Source organism: Paenarthrobacter sp. YIM B13468, assembly GCF_042788025.1.
Lineage (GTDB): Bacteria > Actinomycetota > Actinomycetes > Actinomycetales > Micrococcaceae > Arthrobacter > Arthrobacter aromaticivorans.
The window spans coordinates 1-19,329 of sequence record NZ_JBHZPI010000023.1; the positions used below are offsets into that span (position 1 = coordinate 1).

Below are 19,329 nucleotides of genomic sequence, written 5' to 3' on the forward strand. Positions count from 1 at the left end.
GGAGCGGGAGGTACCGGACACGCGCACGGTGGGGGACCGGCGTCGAACGCTGTTGATACTTCCGGCGCCGCCGGACTATTGCTGGTGATCGGACTGGAAATCACGACGGCGCTACTCGCCGCTACCTTGGTGGCGCGGCTTCGGCGTCGGGTACAAATGGCCGCTGCTTCCTGACTCTCTTTGGCGTTGGTACGGCGGATAATCAGCCCTTTTGGGTTGCACAGTGCCCCGCCAAAATTCAAAGAGGGTCAGGAAGCACAAGCGCAGCAGGAATTCGGCAGGATATTGCCCCGAGCAGGCAGTTTCCCTGCTTGTTGCACGCGCCCCGAACACTGTTCAGTAGAGGGGTGAGTAGAGCTACCAGTAATTCGGGTAAATCCGGCCTTGGATTGTTCAGGGCCACGGGAATCTATGTAGGTGCCATTCTGGGGTCGGGTGTGCTGGTTCTGCCTGCGATCGCCGCCCAAGTTGCAGGGCCGGCGTCGTTGTTAGCATGGGCGCTGCTGTTGGTGTTCTGCACCCCGGTGGCGTTCAGTTTTGCTGAAATGTCCAGGCAGCAGCCCGACGCCGGAGGGATCGCCACGTTCGTGACCCGCGCTTTCGGGCAACGGGCCTCAGTTGTGGCCGGCTATCTCTTCTACTTCGCCATCCCGTTCGGGGCGCCCGCCACAGCGGTGATCGGCGGGGAGTACATCGCTCATGCCATGGGCGGTGGGCGGGAGACGGCCCTGATAGCAGCGGGGCTGATCCTGGCGGCAGGTTTCGTGAGCAACGCGGTGGGGATCCGTGTCTCAAGCAAACTCCAACTCCTCCTCATGGTGTTGCTCGTGGCGTTGCTTGCGCTCGCCGTAGCCGTGGCGGCGCCCTACGCCAAGGCAGAAAACTTTGTACCCTTCGCCCCCAACGGCTACTGGGCAGTGGGCGGTGCAGCGAGCCTGCTCTTCTTCTGTTTCGCCGGCTGGGAGGCCGTGACGCATCTGGCCGGCGAATTCCGCCACCCCGAACGCGACCTGAAGCGGGCCACCTGGCTAACGCTCGTCGTCGTCGGGGTTGTCTACATCGGCTTGGTGGCGGCGTGCGTCGCTGTTCTCGGTCCAGGACTCTCCGGCAGCAGCGTGCCGGTGGCCGAACTGCTGGCGAAAGGACTGGGACCGGCGGCGGCTCCGGTGACGGCAGTGGCGGCAGCCGTGTTGACGTTCGGACCCCTGAATACGTTCGTGGCTGGGGCCAGCAAGCTTGGCGCCAGGTTGGCGTCCGACGGCGTGCTGCCGCGGCCTTGGGCACGTGGCGTGGGTGCAGGGGAGGTGCCTTCCGTGAGCCTGGCGGCACTCGCTGTCATGACGTCGCTTTCCTTCGCCCTAGCAGTTGTGGGGTTCCTCAGCATGGAATTCCAGATAGGCGCCGCCTCGGCATGCTTCACGGCTGTGACCGCTTTTGGTCTGGCCGCCGGGGTACTCCTGTTGCCCCGCGGAACCGCGGCCTGGTACGGCGTGATCGTGGCCGCCGTCGTGATGCTCGTGGTCTTGCTCTTCAGCGGGTGGGCGTTGCTGGTTCCGGCCGTGCTGGGTGCTGCGGCATTGTTGGTGGGGCGCTTGTATTTGAAACCCCCGGTGCCACAATTGAGCCATGGCCGCAGCGTGGTCAATTCGTGAGGGGTTCCGCAGCGGGCCAGACCCCGATGCCCTGCGCCGTCCCTTCTTCATTGCGGCCGTCGTTGTCTTTGCCCTGGTAGTCCTGGCCGAGGTGGGGATGTCGCTCTTGCTGGGGCAGACAGCCGTCGACCCCGTCTCCGCAAGCGATGCCAACAACCTTGGCGTTCCGCTGGATGTCTTCCTCAAGACGCAGCGGGCCGATGCCGAACCGCCAGGCGCGGGCATCGGATTCCTTGCATTCCTGGATGGGTTGCTGCTGTTTACCGTGGTGATGCTGGGCCTCAGCCTGATCATCGACCTGCGAACCTATGGCCGTATCCAGGGCCTGGCAACGTTCATCGTGACGCTGCTGTGGGTTATCGCGGCGTTCCTTACGGCGATGTTGGCCTTGGCGAAGCTGTTCCTGATGATCGGGTTGTTCGTGGCCACCCCGTTTGGAACCATTGCGTACCTGGCCCTGTGGGGGAGCTTTCCGAAAGGGCAGGCAGCGGGGATCCTGGGTTTGCTGCTGGTCCTGAAAATCGTGTTTGCCATGCTGCTGATTCTCAGCCAACCCAAGTTCCTCAAAGTCACAGGGCTGGTGGTGCTGCTGGTGGTTTCCGTGCTGCTTCAGGTGATCCTGGGGCTGATCCACGGGTTCCTGCCCGGACCACTGGTGTCCATTGGGGATCAGTTCTGGGCGTTGATCACTGTGGTGGTGGCACTCGTGTGGGCACTGATCATGCTGATTGCGTCCATTCCCGCGATCATCAACGCTCTGCGCGTGAGCGGCTCGGCGGGGGACTAGCCTTGCCACCAGTCCGGTGACTTCGCGGGAAGCCTGCCAATTCGCAGGGAAGTTTCCCCGCGAACGCGCAGCTTTCCCGCTACCTCGAGCCAACTCACAGCGAAACCCGCGTCAATTTGTCAGGATTCGAGATCTGCCGCAACCCGCGGATGGTGCCGTCAGGGCCGCCGTCGAGCGCCAAGACATCGAGTACCAAGACGTCGGCACGGCCCGAGTGCCGGAGTACCAGCGCTGGTTCCCCGTTCACAGCGATGAGCTCGGCGGTGATGGGCTGTACGGGATCGAAGGCGGCTGCCTTGCCGAGGATGCCCACGAAGAACCGCCCGATTCGTTCGGCCCCGAACACCGGGTTCATTGCGCTCTTGACCTTGCCGCCGCCGTCGGCCCAGAGAACGGCGTCCCGATCGAGCATGGCCACTACCGTGTCAATGTCACCTTGCTCGATGGCCCCTGCCAGCTTCTCCAAGGCCGCGCGGTCCTTGGTCCTGGGCGCGGGAGCGTCCGGGTCGATGTCCAAACGGCGCTCGGCCCTGGAAATCATTTGGCGTACGGCAGCGGGGGTCTTTTCCAGGATGTCCGCGATTTCCGGCGCGGACATCCCAAAAGCGCGGTGGAGCACAAGCGCCGCACGGGCCTCCGGCGCCAGCTGCTCAGCCAGGTGAAGCAAGGTCAAGGACAGGAGCTCGCGGTTGGCCACGGTTTCCTCCGGAAGCCTGGAGGTATCTACAGGCTCCGGCAACCAAGGCCCCGTGTAGTCCTCGCGCACAGCGGCGAGTTGGCGCACCCGGTCAACCGAGCGCCGCACGCACACCGTTGTCAGCCACGCGGGCCAGGACTCCACGCGGTGGCCGTCGGCCTTCCGTTCCTGCCGGACGGCATCGATGGCAACCTCGGAGACGACGTCCTCGGCATGGCCGAAATCTCCCAACATCCGGTAGGCGATTCCCAGCAAACGATTCCGCTCGCTCTGCCAGGCGGCCGTGGCCGATACCGCAAGACTCATGCCCTCCACGCTACCCCTCAGACGATCGGGTTCTTCTCATCTACCGGCGGCTCCATTTGCGTGCTCACGGCAATCCTGTTCCACACATTGATCGTGGAGATGGCCAGAACCAAACCACCCATCTGGCTGTCGTCGAAATGGGTGGCGGCCGCGTTCCAGACCTCGTCGGTGACGGTGTCCGGCCCCAGCTGGGTTATGGCGTCGGTCAAGGCCAGCACGGCCTGCTCGCGGGCATCGAAGAAGACCTTTGAATGCTGCCACGCTGCCACGGCATGCAGTTTGCGGGTGGGAATCCCGCGCTTCCTGCCGTCGGTGGCATGCATGTCCACGCAGAAACCGCAGCCATTAAGGATGGAGGCGCGGAGCTTGATGAGTTCGTACAAATCGGGATCAACCGACTTCCGGGCGTAGCCTTCCAGCCCGATGACAGCGGCGTAGCCGAGTTTGTTGCTACGGCCGATATTGATGCGGGTCATGCTGTTTCCCTTCTGTGGTGGTGCTTTACATCAGGGATGTCGTAAGGGAGGGCCGAAGTGTGACAGCCTTGAGGACCTTGTTAGAGTCGGTGCGTGCGAGCAGTGATATTTGATGACGTCCGGGCCCGGCCTGAAGTGCGGGAAGTAACCACGCCTGAGGCCCCGGCCGGTGGAGTGGTGGTGAAGGTCGAGGCCACTGGCATGTGCCGCAGCGACTGGCACGCCTGGGCCGGACACGACGACATCGCCTTTCCCCACGTGCCCGGCCACGAGCTCGCCGGTGTCATTGCTGCCGTGGGCGAAGGCGTCCAGCGCTGGAAAACCGGCGACCGCGTAACTGTTCCTTTCGTCTGCGGATGCGGCAAATGTGAGTGGTGCTTGGCAGGAGAGGCCCAGGTCTGTCCGGAGCAGCAACAGCCAGGCTTTACCCACTGGGGATCCTTCGCCGAGTTTGTCGCCCTGCATGCTGCGGACAGCAACCTGGTGGCCATTCCTGACAGTGTTGAATTTACGACGGCGGCCAGCCTCGGCTGCCGCTTCGCCACCGCCTACCGGGCGCTCGCTGCCCGGGCGAAGGTGAAGGGCGGAGAATGGGTGACCGTTGTTGGCGCCGGGGGCGTGGGCCTGAGCGCGGTCATGATTGCCAAGGCGCTTGGAGCGCGGGTCGTGGCCGTGGACCGTAACCCTCAGGCGTTGGCTGTGGCTGCACGCCTGGGTGCCGAACACACCGTCCTTGCTGACGGCTCGGACATTCCGGAAGCCGTCAACCGGCTGACCGGGGGTGGCAGCCACGTGGCGATTGACGCCGTCGGAAGTGAACAAACGTGCGCCGACGCGATCCTCAGCCTTCGTCGTCGTGGAAGGCATGTCCAGATCGGCCTGTTGCCTTCCATTAACGGGCACCCGCGCGTCCCGATGGATCGCGTTATTGGCTGGGAGCTTGACCTGCTCGGCAGCCACGGCATGGCCGCAGTTGATTACCCAGGCATGATGGCGCTCATCGAACAAGGCTTGCTGCAACCACAGCTGCTGATTGAACGCACCATTGGCCTGGAGGAAGCGGCGGTCCTGTTGCCGAGCTTCGATACAGCGACCGTGGCCGGGATGACCATGATCGACCCGGCCCGCTAACTGCCTGGCACCCCCAACTAGGTCGCAGTTAAGCGCGTTTTGAGCCGTCAAAACGCGCACAAATGCGACCTACTTGGGTTAGTCCACCGGGCGGTTCCGGTACGCAGCGAGGAAGTGTTCGATCCTGCGCACCGCTTCCTCGATGTCCTCCACGGTCGGCAGGATCACGAAACGGAAGTGGTCCGGTGTGGGCCAGTTGAAGGCCGTGCCGTGCGAGACGAGGATCTTCTGTTCCTGCAGCAGTTGGAGGACGAACTTCTCGTCGCTTTCGATGGGATAGATCTCCGGGTCCAGCCGGGGGAACAGGTACATTGAGCCGGCCGCGGGGACGCACGAAACGCCGGGGATCGCCGTCAACAACTTCCACGCCAGATCCCGTTGCTCACGCAGGCGCCCGCCGGGACGAATGAGTGCTTCGATGCTCTGGTATCCACCCAGGCACGTCTGGATGGCGTGCTGGGCGGGAACGTTGGAGCACAACCGCAATGAGGCCAGCAGCTCCAAGGATTCCCGGTAGGCAGCTGTTGCGGTCAATGGTCCCGTCACGGCAACCCAACCTGCACGGTAGCCGGGCATGCGGTAGGCCTTGGAAAGTCCGCTGAACGTGAGAACCGGGATGTCGTCCGCCACCGCGGCGGTATGAATGTGCGGGGCGTCGACGTAGCGGATCTTCTCGTAGATCTCATCGGAAAACAGGACGAGATCATGCTTCCGCGCCAACGCCGCGAATTGCTCAAGGATGTGCCGGGGATAGACGGCACCCGTGGGATTGTTCGGGTTGATGATCACGATGCCCCGTGTGCGCGGAGTGATCTTCGCTTCGACGTCGGCCATGTCCGGCCACCAATTCTCGTCCTCATCGCAGAGGTAGTGCACGGCATTGCCACCCGTGAGGGTCACGGCCGCGGTCCAGAGCGGGTAGTCGGGTGCCGGGATGAGGATCTCGTCGCCGTTTTCCATGAACGCCTGCAGGGTCATGGAAATGAGTTCGCTGACGCCGTTGCCGATGAAGACATCCTCGACGCCGATCGTCATCAGTCCGCGCGTTTGGTAGTACTGCGAGATCGCGGTCCGGGCGGAGAAAATGCCTTTGGAATCGCTGTAGCCCTGGGCACCACGGATGTGGTGGATCATGTCCACCACCACTGACTCCGGCGCTTCCAACCCGAACGGTGCCGTGTCCCCAAGGTTCATCTTGAGGATGCGGTGTCCCTCGGCTTCCATGGCCTTGGCGGCCTGGAGGATGGGACCACGTAGTTCGTAGCGGACATTCTGGAGTTTGCTGGAGTGCTGCATCGGACGCATGGTTGATCTTTTCATGGCAGCTGCCCAGGCAGGCAAACGTGTCCGGAAATAGTCACGGGTTCAGCCGCACCTCGCAAAGTTGGGGGTTGCTCAGACAGATGTTCACCGGATCAACGATGATGCTGGACCTCAACTCAGTCCGTACCAAAACGAGCGCGTTGACGTTGACTTTGGTGCCGACGTCGGGATTGACGCCCACCACTACGCACCTCATCAGGGAGAGGGGCGGCGAGCTTTGGCAGGCGGAACCCTGGGTGAAGTCCAATTGCAGTTGCGCCGTCTGGAATGCGTTACGGGCTGTTTCAATCCGTGATCCCAGGACGCTGGGCACGGTGGCCTTCACGGGAACAGCAATTTCCAGGTTGACCGTGCTGCCGCGCCCTACCTTCTCGCCGCCCGCGGGACTCTGGTTGACTACCGTTCCTTCAGGCGAGGCGCTTTCGATTTCCGTCGTGGCCGCTTTGAAACCGGCGTCCGTCACGATCTTGACCGCCTCAGCCTGCGGTTTGGTTTTCACGTCCGGAACGTTGGCGTCCTTGAACATGAAGTACAGGATCACGCCGATAACCGCCAGCAGCACCACACCCCCGATGATCACCCACAACCACGGGAATCCCGGCTTGGGCTTCGGCTTTTCGGCCGCCGGAACAGTCAGGGTGACCACATGCGCCTGGTCCGCGTAGTCCTCGGGTGCGTCGTCGGCGGAGTAGGCGATGAGCTTCACCGGGTAGCTGCCCTCGGAAGCTCCTGCGGTGTCGAAGTTGACCACGTACTGTTCGGTGGCCCCGGCAGCGATGGTCCGCAGAGGGTTGGGGATGGTGGTGTACGTTTTCGACGGCGGATTGGTCACCTGCCCCGGGAAGGCGCCGAGCACCACACGCTCCGAAGTGGTGGAGCCGTTGGTGACGGAAGCTGTCAGCGATCCCTTCCCGTCGTTAAGAACCACATCCGGGGAGCTCAACGTCATGGTGATGGCAGTCATGGCACAACAACTCCTGGGATCGCGGTTTGTAGTTTCGGTGCATAGCAGCACATCTCAGCCTCCAGCTTCCTGGATCAGCAACACACAGGTCCCCAGACCGGGACAGACGATTCCCAGCTGTCCGCCCGAGGTCCCGAAGGTCAGGTCCACGGTTTTCCCTGGGCCTGAATTCTGCTCAGCCCGCGTGCCCTGCACCAACAGCGAGACGGTGACCGCCTGCTGCGGGGCGAGCCTTGCCCGCTTGGTGGGAGGTCCGAAATAGAACAGGCCTCCACCGAATTCCTTCACATCGAACACACACGCGCCCGTAACCACCAGTTGGGTATCCGATGCCGAACACGAACCGCCGTGGGCAGACAGGTCTGCCGAAGTGAGTTTCGCGCCCGCGGCTGCGCCGGAGAATCCGCCCTGCCAGTCCCGTGCTGCATCGTTGTTCCCGCCCCCGCAACTGACGCCGAACACCAGCACTAACAGCGCGATCACTCCACAGGCGACCACCACGAGAATTGGGGTTCGGTTCTCCTTATTCATGCCGGGTCATCCATTTGCCTGCACCGTGACCTCATCCGTCACGTGCGCGGGTTTCATGCCTTTGACGATCCGCCGGACCAACTCCAACTGCCCGCCCGCCTCCGCAGGAACCAGCACCCTGATATGGAAGGCACCCGGAACGGATTCCACCTCGAACCCCGGCACGCCAGTGGCCAGGTGCAGGAAACGGGTGAGACCGTCCACAGTGCCGCGCCGTGCAGAGAGTTGTGCCGCGGCCGCGATGAGGTCCCGCTGCCGCGATATGGGAATGGCACCGGTCCCGGGAATGCTGCCCGATCCAGCGCCGCCCTCCGGACCGGGAAGCGTCAACCAGTCCAGATCCACCCAGCGCGAAAGAAAAGGAATCAACGACGACGGCGCGCGCCCGGGATCGGGAACGGTATGGATGCGGTCCAAGACCTGCCGGACGGGCCCATGCATATCCTCGGCCACAGCAAGAAGGGCCTGCAGGGGAGAGCTGGTGTCGGCGGCCACCTGGAACACTTCCGGCAGGACCCTCAGCAGCTTGGACTCCTGAGGCACATTGGACTCCTCAGGCCCATTGGACTCCTGAGGCACATCGGACTCAGCCATTGCCATGGACCACCTCGATCCTGTGTTCACCCGAGCAGAACAGCCAGGTGTCGGGCAGCGTCACAACATCCTCCACCACGCGCCGCGTGCAACTTTCCCACTGAACGGCGTTGTCCCAGCTGCGATAAACGCCTTTGGGGCCGGCAGCAAGGACCACGGGCTTGCCGTCAAGGATGGCGCCGGACACGGAACGGACAGGCTCGAACCGGGTACGGTCCCTCAACGGCAGATTGCAGTTAACGTCCGGCACGCTCCACTGAGCTGACGCCTGGCCCAGCTGCAGCCGTAAGACCCCGCCGCTCTGGGTAGCGGCGTAGGCAGCGTCACCCATCACGTGGACACCCCAGCAACTGCCCCCGGTCCAGCCAGTGCTGAACTGCTCCCACGAATTCATGAAGGACTCATCAAAATCCGTGCGGCCCAGCTCGTCGATCTTCAGCCGCAGGCATCCCGTCCCTGCCCCTTCCGGCACTGCGCGGCCGAGCCACACGTAGCTCGCACCGCCGTCGTATTGGATGGTCATGCAGCGGATGTCCTCGCCAGCGGCCTTGACCTGCTTGAAGCTGTCCGCTGTACCGGCATCGGGGGAGAGCCAGACGCCTGCCGAGGCCTCGGCGGCCACCACAACACCTGTTCGCCCGCGGACGTCCACCAAGGCGTCCACGGCGTAAAAGCCACGATCCGGCTGGGACGTGTCCACGACGTTCTGTACGGGAATGGCACCCTGGCTCATCGGAAGTTCGTAGAGGCCGCGTTCGCCTGCCAGCAACAGCAACGGCTCACCCTGGCGGTCCACCCAACACAAATCCGCGACGACGAACCCCAGTTCCGCTGCTTTGCGCCACGATTCGCCGAGGTCCTCGCTGAGATAAATACGGGAACCCGTACCGGTCACCGTGCTCACGGCCACCATGCCCGGGTGCCGCTCCGGACCCAGCCGGCCAGGTGCGGGGGAACGGAACGGGGCGATGGCGCGGACGGTTTCTTCCGCCTGGTCGCCGCCGGAGGGATCTCCAAAATCCGCACAGGCTTCCCAGCCGTCGGCGGCGTTGGTGGTGCGGAACAGGGTGCCGCCCTGGGCCACGAACCACGTTTTGTCCTGGCCTTCAGCCTGGACCAAGGACACGGCATCACTGTCCGGAACTTTGTCCACTTCCAGCCTGACCCGGTCCACATACTGAACGCCAGGCTCGGCCTCCTCCATGGCGCGGTACAGATTGGAGACACGCAGTGGCTTCCCAAAGCCGGATCCGTAACCGGACGAATCCGGGCTCAGCGGACTGATCCCTTCAGACAGGCGGCCCACGATCCTGGATTTCACGGCCTCGGCATCCTCGTCGGGACGAACAACGATCCGCGCATCCACCAGCACCTGTTTGTAGAGGCCCCAGCGCACTACAGGCTCGGCGCCAACCGTGGACCGCCTGCGGAGATATTGTTCCACTTCGATTCGCACTTCGTCGCGTGCGTGTGACATAAGGTCCGCTGCGCGTAATGGTTGGGCCGCGCCTGCTCCGCCGCCGGGAACGAATGGGACCAGCACAATTTCCACTTCCCCGGGCCGGGCAAACGCCCACAGATCCTTGCGTGTGAAGGCCCTCGCACGGCCCACGCCGCCGTGCCGCCGTGCCAGGACCTCGTAGTCCCGGACGGTAACTGCGCGGTCGCGGGCTTGAAAATCCTGAGGCGCGCGCCTCAGGGCGTTCTCCAAGGACTCGCCGTCGCGGCCTCCCGTTGCCGGCTCCGGATTGGTGACCTTGGCTCCCGGGACAGGAGAACGGAGCACCGTGAGCTGACCCGCGCCGACGTTACCGCCGGAACCACCACCGCTGCGGTACCAAGCGCGAACTTCGGCACCTGCCCCTGGTACCAATGGCCCTTGCCCGGTTTCCGTCCGCGTCCTGGACTCTTCGTCCCACCACGCGAACACCGCGACGCCGGCACTTCGGTCGATCCGCACCGGCATCTCACCAGGCCTTGCGTCGGCGAACGCCTCCACTTCCCTGCAGTACCGGAAGGGTTTTCCGTCGACCAGCACAGCCTCGCCACTGCTTAGCCGCGTCCCTGCCGGAACTTCGACGGCGATTGCCAGCCCTGCGCCCGAGACGATCGGCGCGTTCGGGATCACGAAGCTCTGGCCCGGCCTGCCGGTCCCGGCACCAATCGGTACGGCGTCGTACATGGTGACATCGGCTGCGGGGACCAGGACGCTGCTCTCGCCGGGAGCCAAAGTGGCTGCCGCCGTCGTCGTAAATACCGGCTGGGGTGAGCCAGGAACGCCCGGTGGGCAGCTGACCTGCGTGCCGCGGGGGATCCGGATCTCCTGGCCTGCGGTTGTGCCAGTGGCGGATGAGCGGCTGAATTCCAGCATCGTTTCGGCCGTGCTCGGCGGGTACAGCGACGTGCCCAGGAGGTTCAGGTAAACGGCGTAAAGCTTGTCCGGCACACGGTTGAGCCGGTACATGAGCGTGTCCGTAAGGTAGGCGAAGGCCTCCACGATGGTGATGCCGGGATCGTGGACCGAGAGGTCCGTCCACTCAGGGGCAATTTGCTGGATGCGCTCGCGGGCGCCGGCCACGAGGTCCGCGAAGCTGCGATCGTCCAGGTTGGGCACGGGGACACTCATACTGCACCTCCGGATTCCACGGGCAATGCGATGGCGATCTCGTCCTCAAGCTGGGTGGTGCGGACACGGTACTTCAGCCGCACCTCGAGAACTTCGGGATCCTCCGGCGAGCGTGACGCGTCCAGGGAAAGGACCGTGATGCGTCGCTCCCACTGCGCCACCGCGCGGGCCACATAGTGGATGGCCAGTCCGGCGGTGGTGTCGTCAGCCGGAGCGAATGCCAAACGGAACAAGTGGCAGCCGTATGTCGGGCGGTTGACGCGCTCGCCGGGCCTGGTGCTCAGCAGGAGGAGGAGGGCCTGACGGATGGAGGCTGCGTCCGTAACAGTCGCCAACCTGCCTGCAGGGGTGATGCGCAGACCGGGGACGCCGGCTGCTGCGTCGAAATCCGGATGGATGAAAGCAATCGATGTGTAGCGTGGGGCGCTCATGACTGTCCCTTTTTCATGAACCCGACCCCACCAACGTTTGTCCGGGCCGCCGCACGTTGTACTTCACGGCGCCCGGGGGTGTGCCGTCGGTGAAGCCCTCCACAGTGTCAAGGCAGACGGCCTTGCCCCCGATTCTGATGAAGGTTGAATAGCCTTTGGTGACCGGCAGCGTCTTATTGCAAGGCTTGATGTTGATGCCAATATGAGGGCACATGCTGATGTCCCGGCCTTGGGGATCGTTGTCCACCAGCACCGGCGACCCCTTGACACGGACCCACTCCTGCGAGGGGACGTTCTCCACTTTGCCGTCGTGCCCGCACCGCAGGATAGCCTCCTTGACCAGGATCTTCATGGCTTAGGCCTCCTCGAAGTCGACTGATTTCGCACGGATTTTCATGGCTTTGCCCGGGGCTTCCAGCACCAGGTCCGTGGCAGCGGTGATGCGGAGCTTCTCCGGGCCCAGCTCCACTGACGAGCCGTGGCCGTCCGTGAAGCTCACGGTGCGCGCACCGCCGTCGAGCATTATTTGTTGGCCGTCCGCACTCCGGAACGTGTACCGGCTCTCCCGGGGAGTGTTGACGCGGTTGTCGGGCGTCTGTTCGCTGCCGTACAGGCCACCGAGGATGATGGCCTGAGCCGGATCCGTGGCGGGAAGCAGCACCAGGACGTGGTCGCCGGGAGCTGGCGGTGTGACCATCCCCTTGCCAGGACCAGCTGCTGCCGTGAGCACGGGAGCCCATGCGGTCTGCAGGTCCGGGTAGGCCGGTAGTTGCACACGCGCACGCCCACGGGCCTCGGGATCGTCAACGTCCACCACCGTGCCCAGAGTGAAGACGTCCGGGCGCCTTTCGGGAATCGGGCTCGGTGGTCGCGTGGTAAGGGTGGTTTCGTAGCCCGTGCCATCCAAACGGTGTGAGGCGCTCGCGATCAGGTACGTTCCTTCGATGGACGGCGCCACCCCCTTGATCCGCACGCGCCCACCCGCCCTGAGCCCGGGATTGCCCTCAGCCACGAACACTGCCGTGACCTGCCCGGCTATCCTGACGTCCAGCTCGGACTGCGCCAATCCATTCGCCTCCTGGGTGGAGTCGAGCACTTCGTTGTCCCGCCGGAGTTCGCCGCCTGCGCCCACGCTGGCCAATGTTGGGTCAGCTGCCACTTGGGCTTTGGCATCGCTGCTGCTCGTTTCGGCCTGGTGGACTGAAGCGTCCTCGGCACGCCAGCCGTTGATCATTGCGGACGCGTACGCGGGTTCCTGGCTGACCTCGATCTCCGCCGAATGCAGGGATTCCCCGAGGCTGAGCTCCAAGGGTTCGCCTTCGCCGTCGAGTCCTGTGAGCCTGAGGGTGCCGTCGTGCACCACAGGGTAGGCGCCCACCCGTGCACTCTGTTCAACGAGAAGGCTCAGGTCCGTGCGGGCGCACTGGTAGACCTGCCCGAGCTTGGCGCCGCCGCCCACTACATCCAGTCCGGTGCCCTCGCAGAGTTTTCTTGCCAGTCCGGCGAGATCGACGTCCTCGTGCAGCCTGGTGAATTGGCGCTTCCTCAGCCGGTGCAGGGCATCGTAGGCCCTGATACGGATTTCCTGACCGAGGTTGGCCCCGTAGCTGTACTCCACAACGGTCACCTCCCCCACGAAGAGCGGGGTCCGGTGGCCGCCGAGCTCAACCCGGAGGGCATCACCAGGGCCCGGATCGACGCCACCCCTTGCGGCGGCAGTCCTGCCCGGACCGGGCCGCCAGCTGATGAGGCACTGGGCCGGCCTGGCCAAGGATCCCAGCACCTGGACTGAAACGATGGCTGCCGTTTCCGCAGTTGTCAGTCTTCGCCTGCCCAACGTCACGACGAGCTCGGGAAGGCCCTGGACTTGCCTCATGATGCTTCACGCCTCATGGTGCTTCACCAACCGGAGGGACGGCGAGCGGCCCGCTGAAGTGAGCGGGGTCGTCGATATCGTTGTACTCCAGGAGCAGCTTCCAGAGCAGGGGCGTCCCGAAGGCTTCAACGGAAAGTCGCCCCAACTCAGCCGGCGGCACCTCAGGAAGGAGCTCGCCGCCGTCGGGCGTTGATGCGCCTCTGTCCGTGCTGCCGTCGCCTGTGACCGCCAACGTGTCCACGGGTGGGGCCGTCAGATCCACGGCAGGGAGCCGCTGGGCGAGCTCGTAATTCTCGCCGCCTTCCTGGTCCGCGGACTGGCCCACGCGAACAAAGACCATCCGCATCCAGGACCTGAGTGGTGAACCGTCAGGGGCAAAGCGATCGAAGCGCTCCGCAACCTCGGTCACGATTCCCGGCACATTCCACGCCCGGCCCCACACAAACCGGACCGACGGCGGCCTCCGCTGGCGCTCCACCTCCGCGCTGTTCTCGGCGAGCGCCCAGATGGGCCTGGTCATTTGCCGCACGTCCTGCACATGAAGCGACGCCGGCGCGAGGTCGACGTCGAAGAGCAGATCCAGCCTCAGCTCGGTGTGGCCGCCTCCCGTGAAGAGCAGGGGGTCATCGGCCAGTCCGCTGCCGCTGAGTTTGCCGCCCGCACTTCTCCGGGGCTCCACGCCGGCCGAGCGCTGCATCACTACCGTTTCCGGGTTGAGCAGGCAGCCGAGATGCTCCCCGGTGTCCTCGATCAGGAAGGCGACACGTTCCATGTCAGACCGCCCGTTGTTCGTCGGTGAGGCGGGCTTGGCGGGCGATCGCGTCGGTTACAGGGGCGGTTGCCGGGTTTGCCGTGGGCGCGGGCCGAGGGGCGAGCTCCGGCCAGGTTCCCTTGAGCGTCGGTGCGGGTGTGTGGGTGGGCGTGTGTTGTGGGGAAGGGGTGCGTTGTGAGGAAGGCGGGCGTTGTGGGGCCTGTTCTGCGCTCCATTTTTGGCTTGAAGCACGCATTTCGGGCCCCGCAACGAGGGGTGTTTCGGTTCGGTCCGTGCGAAGGCGGAGCCTGTGGGTGTGTTGCGGGGCCTGTTCTGCGCCCCATTTTTGGCTTGAAGCACGCACATCGGGCCCCGCAACGAGGGGTGTTTCGGTTCGGTCCGTGCGGAGGCGCAGTTTAGCGGTGTGTTGTGGGGCCTGTTCTGCGCCCCATTTTTGGCTTGAAGCACGCACATCGGGCCCCGCAACGTGGGTGGGGACGTTTTGTGGGGCCTGCTCTGTGCCCCATGTGGGCCTGGAATCGCGCATATCGTGCCCCGCAACGTGGGTGGGGATGTGTTGTGGGGCCTGNGGGTGGGGATGTGTTGTGGGGCCTGCTCTGTGCCCCATGTGGGCCTGGAATCGCGCATATCGTGCCCCGCAACGTGGGTGGGGATGTGTTGTGGGGCCTGCTCTGTGCCCCATGTGGGCCTGGAATCGCGCATATCGTGCCCCGCAACGTGGGTGGGGATGTGTTGTGGGGCCTGTTCTGCGCCCCATTCTTGGCTTGAAGCACGCATATCGGGCCCCGCAACGAGGGGTGTTTCGGGTCGGTCTGTGCGGAGGCGGAGCCTGGGGATGTCTTGTGGGGCCTGCTCTGCGTCCCATGTTCGTACGGAATCGCGCATATCGTGCCCCGCAACGAGGGGTGTTTCGGGTCGGTCTGTGCGGAGGCGCAGCATGGGGGTTTGTTGTGGGGCCTGCTCTGCGTCCCTTGTCGGCCTGGAATCGCGCATATCGGGCCCCGCAACGAGGGGTGTTGTACTGGGGGTGCGTTGCGGGGCCCGCTTTGCGCGCCAAGAGCGTCCCCAGGCACGCAGAGTGGGCCTCGCAACAGGAGGGGTGTTGGTCGGAACGGCAGGAGGAACCAACCCGGCGTCGCGCAGTAACTGAACCCAGTGCTCAGGTGCGCCTTCCACGTTCAGGCCGCGCACCGGCGTCGAACTTTCCCACGAAGACGGCTCCGAACCCGAAGACTCCGAACCCGAAGGTGCCGGCGCGCCCGCACCCGGAGAACCCGAGCCCCGGCCCGGCCCACGATCCAGCCACTCAGCCACACCTCGCAACCGATGCGCAGCCGCCCGCCGCCACGAGAAGCCAGGCTCAGGCGATGGGAGCGCGGGCATCGTCGAGCTCCAGGCGGTCGTATGCGATGCTGAGGGATTCGATGGCGAGATCCTTGCCCATGGCGTCAAGGGGTGCGCCGAACCAGTCGCACGGCCAGGCCCCCAGGAGGTTCCAGCGGCGCACTTCCACGGAACCGGCATCGTTGAGCATCGCAATAGAGACGTTCCGGCGTTCCACCTTTCCGTCTACGGCTTTGAAGAGCCACTGCAGCATCTCGGTGGAGTCGGTGAGCCCGTACTTCAACGTCACTGGGGTGTATTCCACTTGCCCGGGGATGACGCGGACTGTGCTGTTTTCGCCGCCTGAGCGGTAGAGGATCCGGTCGATTTTCAGGCCGAGGCCCTCCACTTTGGTGAAGTGGCCTTGAACCACGCCTTGGATGACGAGCTTGAAGTTGTAGGCCCGGTATGGGTCCACCACGTTGCCGGGCTGCGCTGCAGGTGTTGGGGTTGTCATGTCAGGCTCCTGCGCTCTCTGTCTCGCTGGTGTTGTCCGCCGACTGCATGAGCTTGAAGATCACAAACTCGGCCGGTTTCACGGGCGCGATCCCGATCAGCGTGACCACTTGCCCGGCGTCGCGGACCTCTGGAGGGTTGGTTTCTTCGTCGCACTTCACGAAAAATGCCTGTTGAGGAGTAGTCCCGAGCAGGGCGCCGTCCCGCCACACGTTGGTCAGGAACGCCCCGATGTCGCGCCGGATCGACTTCCACAGCGTGTGATCGTTGGGCTCAAACACCACCCAGCGCGTCCCGTCCGCCACCGACTCCTTGATCATGTTGGTTAGGCGACGCACATTCACGTACCGGTATTCGCTCGCTTCGGGAGCTTTGGTCCTGGCGCCCCAAATCCGGATGCCCTCGCCCGGGAAGTACCGGATGCAGTTCACGCCAGCCGGGTTCAGGACCTCCTGCTCACCGCGGCTCACGCGCCGCACAAGATCGATCGCGCCCTGGATGGGCTCGTTGGCTGGCGCCTTGTGGACGCCGCGGGTCGCGTCAACGCGTGCCCACACGCCTGCAATATGGCCCGACGGCGGCTGGGTCACCTTTTTCCCGGACACCGGATCGATCATCACGATCCACGGGAAATACAGGGCCGTGTAACCGCCGGGGGATTGCGGGGCGCCGAGGTCCTGCTGCTCGCTGGCTTCGCTGGATGCCCCTTCCCGGCTAGCTGCGGCGGAGGGTCGTGGTGAGTCGGGCCAGTCCGGAGCATCGGAGGAAACCGAGGAGGAGGACGACGGCGTGCTGTCGCTGCCTTCCGTGTCCACGGGTTCCTCAGACGCGTCTTCGGAATCGCCCGAGCCGGCGTCGTCACTTGGGCGGGCGTCGTCCGAGTCCCCATCGTCCGGGCCAGCGTCGCCGCCCGGACCCTCATCCGCCGTCGTCCGCTCGTCTGCGGCGCCGGGATCCCTCGCCCCCACCGGAACGCCGGACGTCGCGGCCCTGGTGAGCGCCCCGACGTCGTCGACTTTTTCCACAGTGTCCATGATGGCCATGCGGTCCTGGCGGAGCGGGTGCTCCACATGCGCCGCCAGTGCCGCGTAGGATTCAGCGTCCGCGAAGCCCGGCGCAGCCACCATGGAGATGTCGTCCACGGCTTCGAAAAGCGTGAGGCCTGTGGGCTTGGTGGCCGTGCCCGTGAGGCTGCCGTTGGCCCCAATGTTCACCACATAACAACGGCTTCCTCCGTTTGAGAAGAAGCCGTAAACAGCGTTGGAGAGCGGTGTGCCCGCTGTCGCGTTGCCGACATATTGGTCCACGAACTGGGTCCAGTTGTCCAGCACACGGAGTTCATCCACCAACGCGTCCTGGTCCGGAGCCACGCCTACGAACGCCGCGATGCTGGTGTTGACCTGCCCAATGGCACGTGCGCCGCTGGGCACTTCCTGAACATAAACTCCCGGCGCCTGATAGTTCGCCATGGTGCTCTCCCTTTCCTACCCGCAATCAAGCGGGTCAGGTCCACCGGATGATGACCGGCAGGCTGCTGGTGCTGGCCGAGACTTCCTTTTCGGTGCCGCTTACCGCTACGGCAAAGTGCTGGAGTTCATCCGCCGAGGCCAGGACCTCGAAGTGGCCGGTCGCATCGCTGACGACTGCCGTGGCGGAAGAATGGGCATGGATGTAGGCGTCCGGGATGCCTTTGTTGTGTACGTCCACGAGCCGTCCGTGGATTCGGCGGGCAACGCCGGTCTTGGCAATGAGCGGTTCAAGGACAGGCGGGCCGGCAGGTTCTTCGAAGCGCAGCGCCACGGGGATCCGGACCAGGAACCCGAGCCCTTGCCGGATGGCTCCGGAGTACTCCTCGGGACGGAATTCCCCGGTGGAAACTACCGAGTACTGGCTGTGGCGTTCCACGGCGAGGAGCAGTTGCTCCATGTTGTCCAGTTGTTGGGGGCCATGGCATTCCACTGCTACCCGCAGTTCGAGGTCCAAGACCGGGCCATCGCGACGCGACCTTCCCACGCGGTTGAGCGTGACTGCATGCACGGTGACCGGAGCGTCCGGGGTGGCAGCGACGGCGTCGGGGGAGCCGTCGTCGAACCTTACGCGCTGGGGAGTGACGGCGTCGGAAAGTACCCCCAGGAGGTCGGTCAACGACGAACGCACATAGCCCACGGCAGAACCCAGAACTCGAAAGGTGACCAGAATTGCAACTGGGACTAGGTTACTCCCGCTGTTGCGTGTAGTCACTGGGGAATCAGGAGTAACTCCATTCGATTGAATCTGCAGGTGGGCGCCCGCCGTCGTGCAGGACGTCGTCACAACCGTTCTAAACGCTCCACCGCCTGCCGCATGGAAAACCCTGCTGTCTACTTCAATTCCCGGACTGCGTCCTGCCACCATGCCACTGTTGCCGCGGCAGCTTCCGGGAGGGGCGTCGGTTCGAGGCCCAGGAGACGCTGGCTTTGCGAGGAATCCATCACGAACGGCCGCTCGAACTGGTAGAGCATTTCAGCAAGCTCGCGCATATCGGTCGAAAAGAGACCCGCGGTCCTCAATACCCATCCGGGAACAGCACTCACCTTCGGAACGGAAACGCCGGCAGCGTCAGCGAACGCCGTAGCAAGTTCGCGTTGGGTTAGCGCCGGACCGGTCGGAGCGTGGAGCACGGTGTTCCAAAGCTTTGGATCCCGGGCTGCCGCGATCATGGCGGCTGCCAGGTCAGGGACAAATGTGAACGAGTGCGGTTGCCCAGCGCTGCCAATCACCTGGACCGACTTTCCCTCCACAACCAGCGGGACCATTCGTTCGCCTGCATGCGCCGTCCGCACCAGCGGACCGAAGAAGTCGCCGGCCACAACACTCACAGTATTTGCAGCGTGCGCCTGCCGCGCGTTCAGCAGTTCCGTGCGGATGCCTCGTTTGCCTCCATCCGCCGCCCGTGGACCCGCTTCGGTCATCACACTGTCCGGCCGGCTATAGGAGTAGAGGCTCTCTGGAAATACGACGACGGCGCCCGCGGCTGCCGCTGCATCCATCACCACTTGTTCGGCTTGCGGAAGCTCGGCCGCCCACGCTGCGGCCCGGTATGCGGATCCGTGAATGCAATGGAAGACCGCGACAGCGCCGTTGAGTGCTTGGCCCAACTGCTGGGCATCGGAGGCATCGACGCGCATCCGTTCAATGAGGGGATGGTCCGGGCCGCTGCCGGACCGGGTGAGAATGCGGACGTTTTCCCCCTGCTCGGCGAGTTGTTCGGCGACGGTCCAACCAACGGGTCCTGCTCCGGTGACGACGTGCATGTTGATCTCTTTCCTCTAAGTCCAGTCCTAA

The 19,329-nt window shown here is 64.3% G+C and carries 19 protein-coding genes; 3 read left to right on the plus strand and 16 right to left on the minus strand.

Going from position 1 to position 19,329, the window contains the following annotated elements; translation table 11 throughout:
* Positions 1–347 precede the first annotated feature (347 nt).
* Positions 348–1,652, plus strand: a complete 1,305-nt coding sequence (locus ACFX4T_RS19655) for an APC family permease (RefSeq protein WP_377653506.1) — start codon at positions 348–350, stop codon at positions 1,650–1,652.
* Positions 1,627–2,439 carry a hypothetical protein gene (locus ACFX4T_RS19660; RefSeq protein WP_377653508.1) on the plus strand — a complete coding sequence of 271 codons (813 nt, stop codon included), beginning with the start codon at positions 1,627–1,629 and terminating at the stop codon, positions 2,437–2,439. The genes ACFX4T_RS19655 and ACFX4T_RS19660 overlap by 26 nt, the downstream gene beginning before the upstream one ends.
* 94 nt (positions 2,440–2,533) lie before the next feature.
* Here the strand turns inward: ACFX4T_RS19660 and ACFX4T_RS19665 are convergent, their stop codons facing one another.
* Positions 2,534–3,442, minus strand: coding sequence for a sigma-70 family RNA polymerase sigma factor (locus ACFX4T_RS19665; RefSeq protein WP_377653510.1), 909 nt, complete (start codon positions 3,440–3,442; stop codon positions 2,534–2,536).
* A gap of 17 nt (positions 3,443–3,459) precedes the next feature.
* Positions 3,460–3,918 carry a carboxymuconolactone decarboxylase family protein gene (locus ACFX4T_RS19670; protein ID WP_377653512.1) on the minus strand — a complete coding sequence of 153 codons (459 nt, stop codon included), beginning with the start codon at positions 3,916–3,918 and terminating at the stop codon, positions 3,460–3,462.
* A 93-nt stretch (positions 3,919–4,011) separates the two neighbouring features.
* Between ACFX4T_RS19670 and ACFX4T_RS19675 the strand changes: the two genes are divergently transcribed.
* The gene (locus tag ACFX4T_RS19675) at positions 4,012–5,049 is read left to right on the plus strand and encodes a zinc-dependent alcohol dehydrogenase family protein (protein WP_377653514.1); all 1,038 of its coding nucleotides are present in this window, start codon (positions 4,012–4,014) and stop codon (positions 5,047–5,049) included.
* 78 nt (positions 5,050–5,127) lie between these two features.
* On the opposite strand, the gene ACFX4T_RS19680 is transcribed toward ACFX4T_RS19675, so the two are convergent.
* The 14 genes from ACFX4T_RS19680 to ACFX4T_RS19745 form a co-directional block, all read right to left on the minus strand.
* Positions 5,128–6,354, minus strand: a complete 1,227-nt coding sequence (locus tag ACFX4T_RS19680; protein ID WP_377653674.1) for a pyridoxal phosphate-dependent aminotransferase — start codon at positions 6,352–6,354, stop codon at positions 5,128–5,130.
* Between the two features lie 52 nt (positions 6,355–6,406).
* Complete coding sequence (locus ACFX4T_RS19685; RefSeq protein ID WP_377653516.1) at positions 6,407–7,336, minus strand: PASTA domain-containing protein; 930 nt, start codon at positions 7,334–7,336, stop codon at positions 6,407–6,409.
* 54 nt (positions 7,337–7,390) lie between these two features.
* Positions 7,391–7,867 (minus strand): hypothetical protein, encoded by a 477-nt coding sequence (locus ACFX4T_RS19690; RefSeq protein ID WP_223947037.1) that lies wholly within the window; start codon positions 7,865–7,867, stop codon positions 7,391–7,393.
* 6 nt (positions 7,868–7,873) lie between these two features.
* Positions 7,874–8,461, minus strand: a complete 588-nt coding sequence (locus ACFX4T_RS19695; RefSeq protein ID WP_377653518.1) for a hypothetical protein — start codon at positions 8,459–8,461, stop codon at positions 7,874–7,876.
* On the minus strand, positions 8,454–11,087 hold the full coding sequence (locus ACFX4T_RS19700; RefSeq protein ID WP_377653520.1) for a baseplate J/gp47 family protein: 2,634 nt from the start codon (positions 11,085–11,087) through the stop codon (positions 8,454–8,456). The genes ACFX4T_RS19695 and ACFX4T_RS19700 overlap by 8 nt, the downstream gene beginning before the upstream one ends.
* Complete coding sequence (locus ACFX4T_RS19705; RefSeq protein WP_377653522.1) at positions 11,084–11,518, minus strand: GPW/gp25 family protein; 435 nt, start codon at positions 11,516–11,518, stop codon at positions 11,084–11,086. Before ACFX4T_RS19705 ends, ACFX4T_RS19700 begins: the two co-directional genes overlap by 4 nt.
* A gap of 13 nt (positions 11,519–11,531) precedes the next feature.
* Complete coding sequence (locus tag ACFX4T_RS19710) at positions 11,532–11,870, minus strand: hypothetical protein (RefSeq protein ID WP_377653524.1); 339 nt, start codon at positions 11,868–11,870, stop codon at positions 11,532–11,534.
* 3 nt (positions 11,871–11,873) lie between these two features.
* Positions 11,874–13,394: a phage baseplate assembly protein V gene (locus ACFX4T_RS19715; RefSeq protein WP_377653526.1), complete on the minus strand. Its 1,521-nt coding sequence runs from the start codon at positions 13,392–13,394 to the stop codon at positions 11,874–11,876.
* Between the two features lie 13 nt (positions 13,395–13,407).
* Entirely contained in the window at positions 13,408–14,166 is a 759-nt protein-coding gene (locus ACFX4T_RS19720) for a hypothetical protein (RefSeq protein ID WP_377653528.1), read from the minus strand.
* A 1,159-nt stretch (positions 14,167–15,325) separates the two neighbouring features.
* The gene (locus tag ACFX4T_RS19725; protein ID WP_377653530.1) at positions 15,326–15,472 is read right to left on the minus strand and encodes a hypothetical protein; all 147 of its coding nucleotides are present in this window, start codon (positions 15,470–15,472) and stop codon (positions 15,326–15,328) included.
* Between the two features lie 54 nt (positions 15,473–15,526).
* On the minus strand, positions 15,527–16,006 hold the full coding sequence (locus ACFX4T_RS19730; RefSeq protein WP_377653532.1) for a phage tail protein: 480 nt from the start codon (positions 16,004–16,006) through the stop codon (positions 15,527–15,529).
* A gap of 1 nt (position 16,007) precedes the next feature.
* Positions 16,008–17,474: a phage tail sheath family protein gene (locus ACFX4T_RS19735; RefSeq protein WP_377653534.1), complete on the minus strand. Its 1,467-nt coding sequence runs from the start codon at positions 17,472–17,474 to the stop codon at positions 16,008–16,010.
* Between the two features lie 34 nt (positions 17,475–17,508).
* The gene (locus ACFX4T_RS19740; protein ID WP_223947029.1) at positions 17,509–18,162 is read right to left on the minus strand and encodes a hypothetical protein; all 654 of its coding nucleotides are present in this window, start codon (positions 18,160–18,162) and stop codon (positions 17,509–17,511) included.
* Between the two features lie 203 nt (positions 18,163–18,365).
* The gene (locus tag ACFX4T_RS19745) at positions 18,366–19,298 is read right to left on the minus strand and encodes an NAD-dependent epimerase/dehydratase family protein (RefSeq protein WP_377653536.1); all 933 of its coding nucleotides are present in this window, start codon (positions 19,296–19,298) and stop codon (positions 18,366–18,368) included.
* Positions 19,299–19,329: the final 31 nt, after the last annotated feature.

Excerpts from the sequence above, each read along its gene's own strand:
- ACFX4T_RS19700 (WP_377653520.1), bottom strand. The coding sequence starts at position 11,087 with ATGAGTGTCCCCGTGCCCAACCTGGACGATCGCAGCTTCGCGGACCTC.
- ACFX4T_RS19670 (WP_377653512.1), bottom strand. The coding sequence starts at position 3,918 with ATGACCCGCATCAATATCGGCCGTAGCAACAAACTCGGCTACGCCGCT.
- ACFX4T_RS19730 (WP_377653532.1), bottom strand. The coding sequence starts at position 16,006 with ATGACAACCCCAACACCTGCAGCGCAGCCCGGCAACGTGGTGGACCCA.
- ACFX4T_RS19745 (WP_377653536.1), bottom strand. The coding sequence starts at position 19,298 with ATGCACGTCGTCACCGGAGCAGGACCCGTTGGTTGGACCGTCGCCGAA.
- ACFX4T_RS19710 (WP_377653524.1), bottom strand. The coding sequence starts at position 11,870 with ATGAAGATCCTGGTCAAGGAGGCTATCCTGCGGTGCGGGCACGACGGC.
- ACFX4T_RS19705 (WP_377653522.1), bottom strand. The coding sequence starts at position 11,518 with ATGAGCGCCCCACGCTACACATCGATTGCTTTCATCCATCCGGATTTC.
- ACFX4T_RS19695 (WP_377653518.1), bottom strand. The coding sequence starts at position 8,461 with ATGGCTGAGTCCGATGTGCCTCAGGAGTCCAATGGGCCTGAGGAGTCC.
- ACFX4T_RS19720 (WP_377653528.1), bottom strand. The coding sequence starts at position 14,166 with ATGGAACGTGTCGCCTTCCTGATCGAGGACACCGGGGAGCATCTCGGC.
- ACFX4T_RS19690 (WP_223947037.1), bottom strand. The coding sequence starts at position 7,867 with ATGAATAAGGAGAACCGAACCCCAATTCTCGTGGTGGTCGCCTGTGGA.
- ACFX4T_RS19665 (WP_377653510.1), bottom strand. The coding sequence starts at position 3,442 with ATGAGTCTTGCGGTATCGGCCACGGCCGCCTGGCAGAGCGAGCGGAAT.
- ACFX4T_RS19660 (WP_377653508.1), top strand. The coding sequence starts at position 1,627 with ATGGCCGCAGCGTGGTCAATTCGTGAGGGGTTCCGCAGCGGGCCAGAC.
- ACFX4T_RS19685 (WP_377653516.1), bottom strand. The coding sequence starts at position 7,336 with ATGACTGCCATCACCATGACGTTGAGCTCCCCGGATGTGGTTCTTAAC.
- ACFX4T_RS19680 (WP_377653674.1), bottom strand. The coding sequence starts at position 6,354 with ATGCGTCCGATGCAGCACTCCAGCAAACTCCAGAATGTCCGCTACGAA.
- ACFX4T_RS19735 (WP_377653534.1), bottom strand. The coding sequence starts at position 17,474 with ATGGCGAACTATCAGGCGCCGGGAGTTTATGTTCAGGAAGTGCCCAGC.
- ACFX4T_RS19715 (WP_377653526.1), bottom strand. The coding sequence starts at position 13,394 with ATGAGGCAAGTCCAGGGCCTTCCCGAGCTCGTCGTGACGTTGGGCAGG.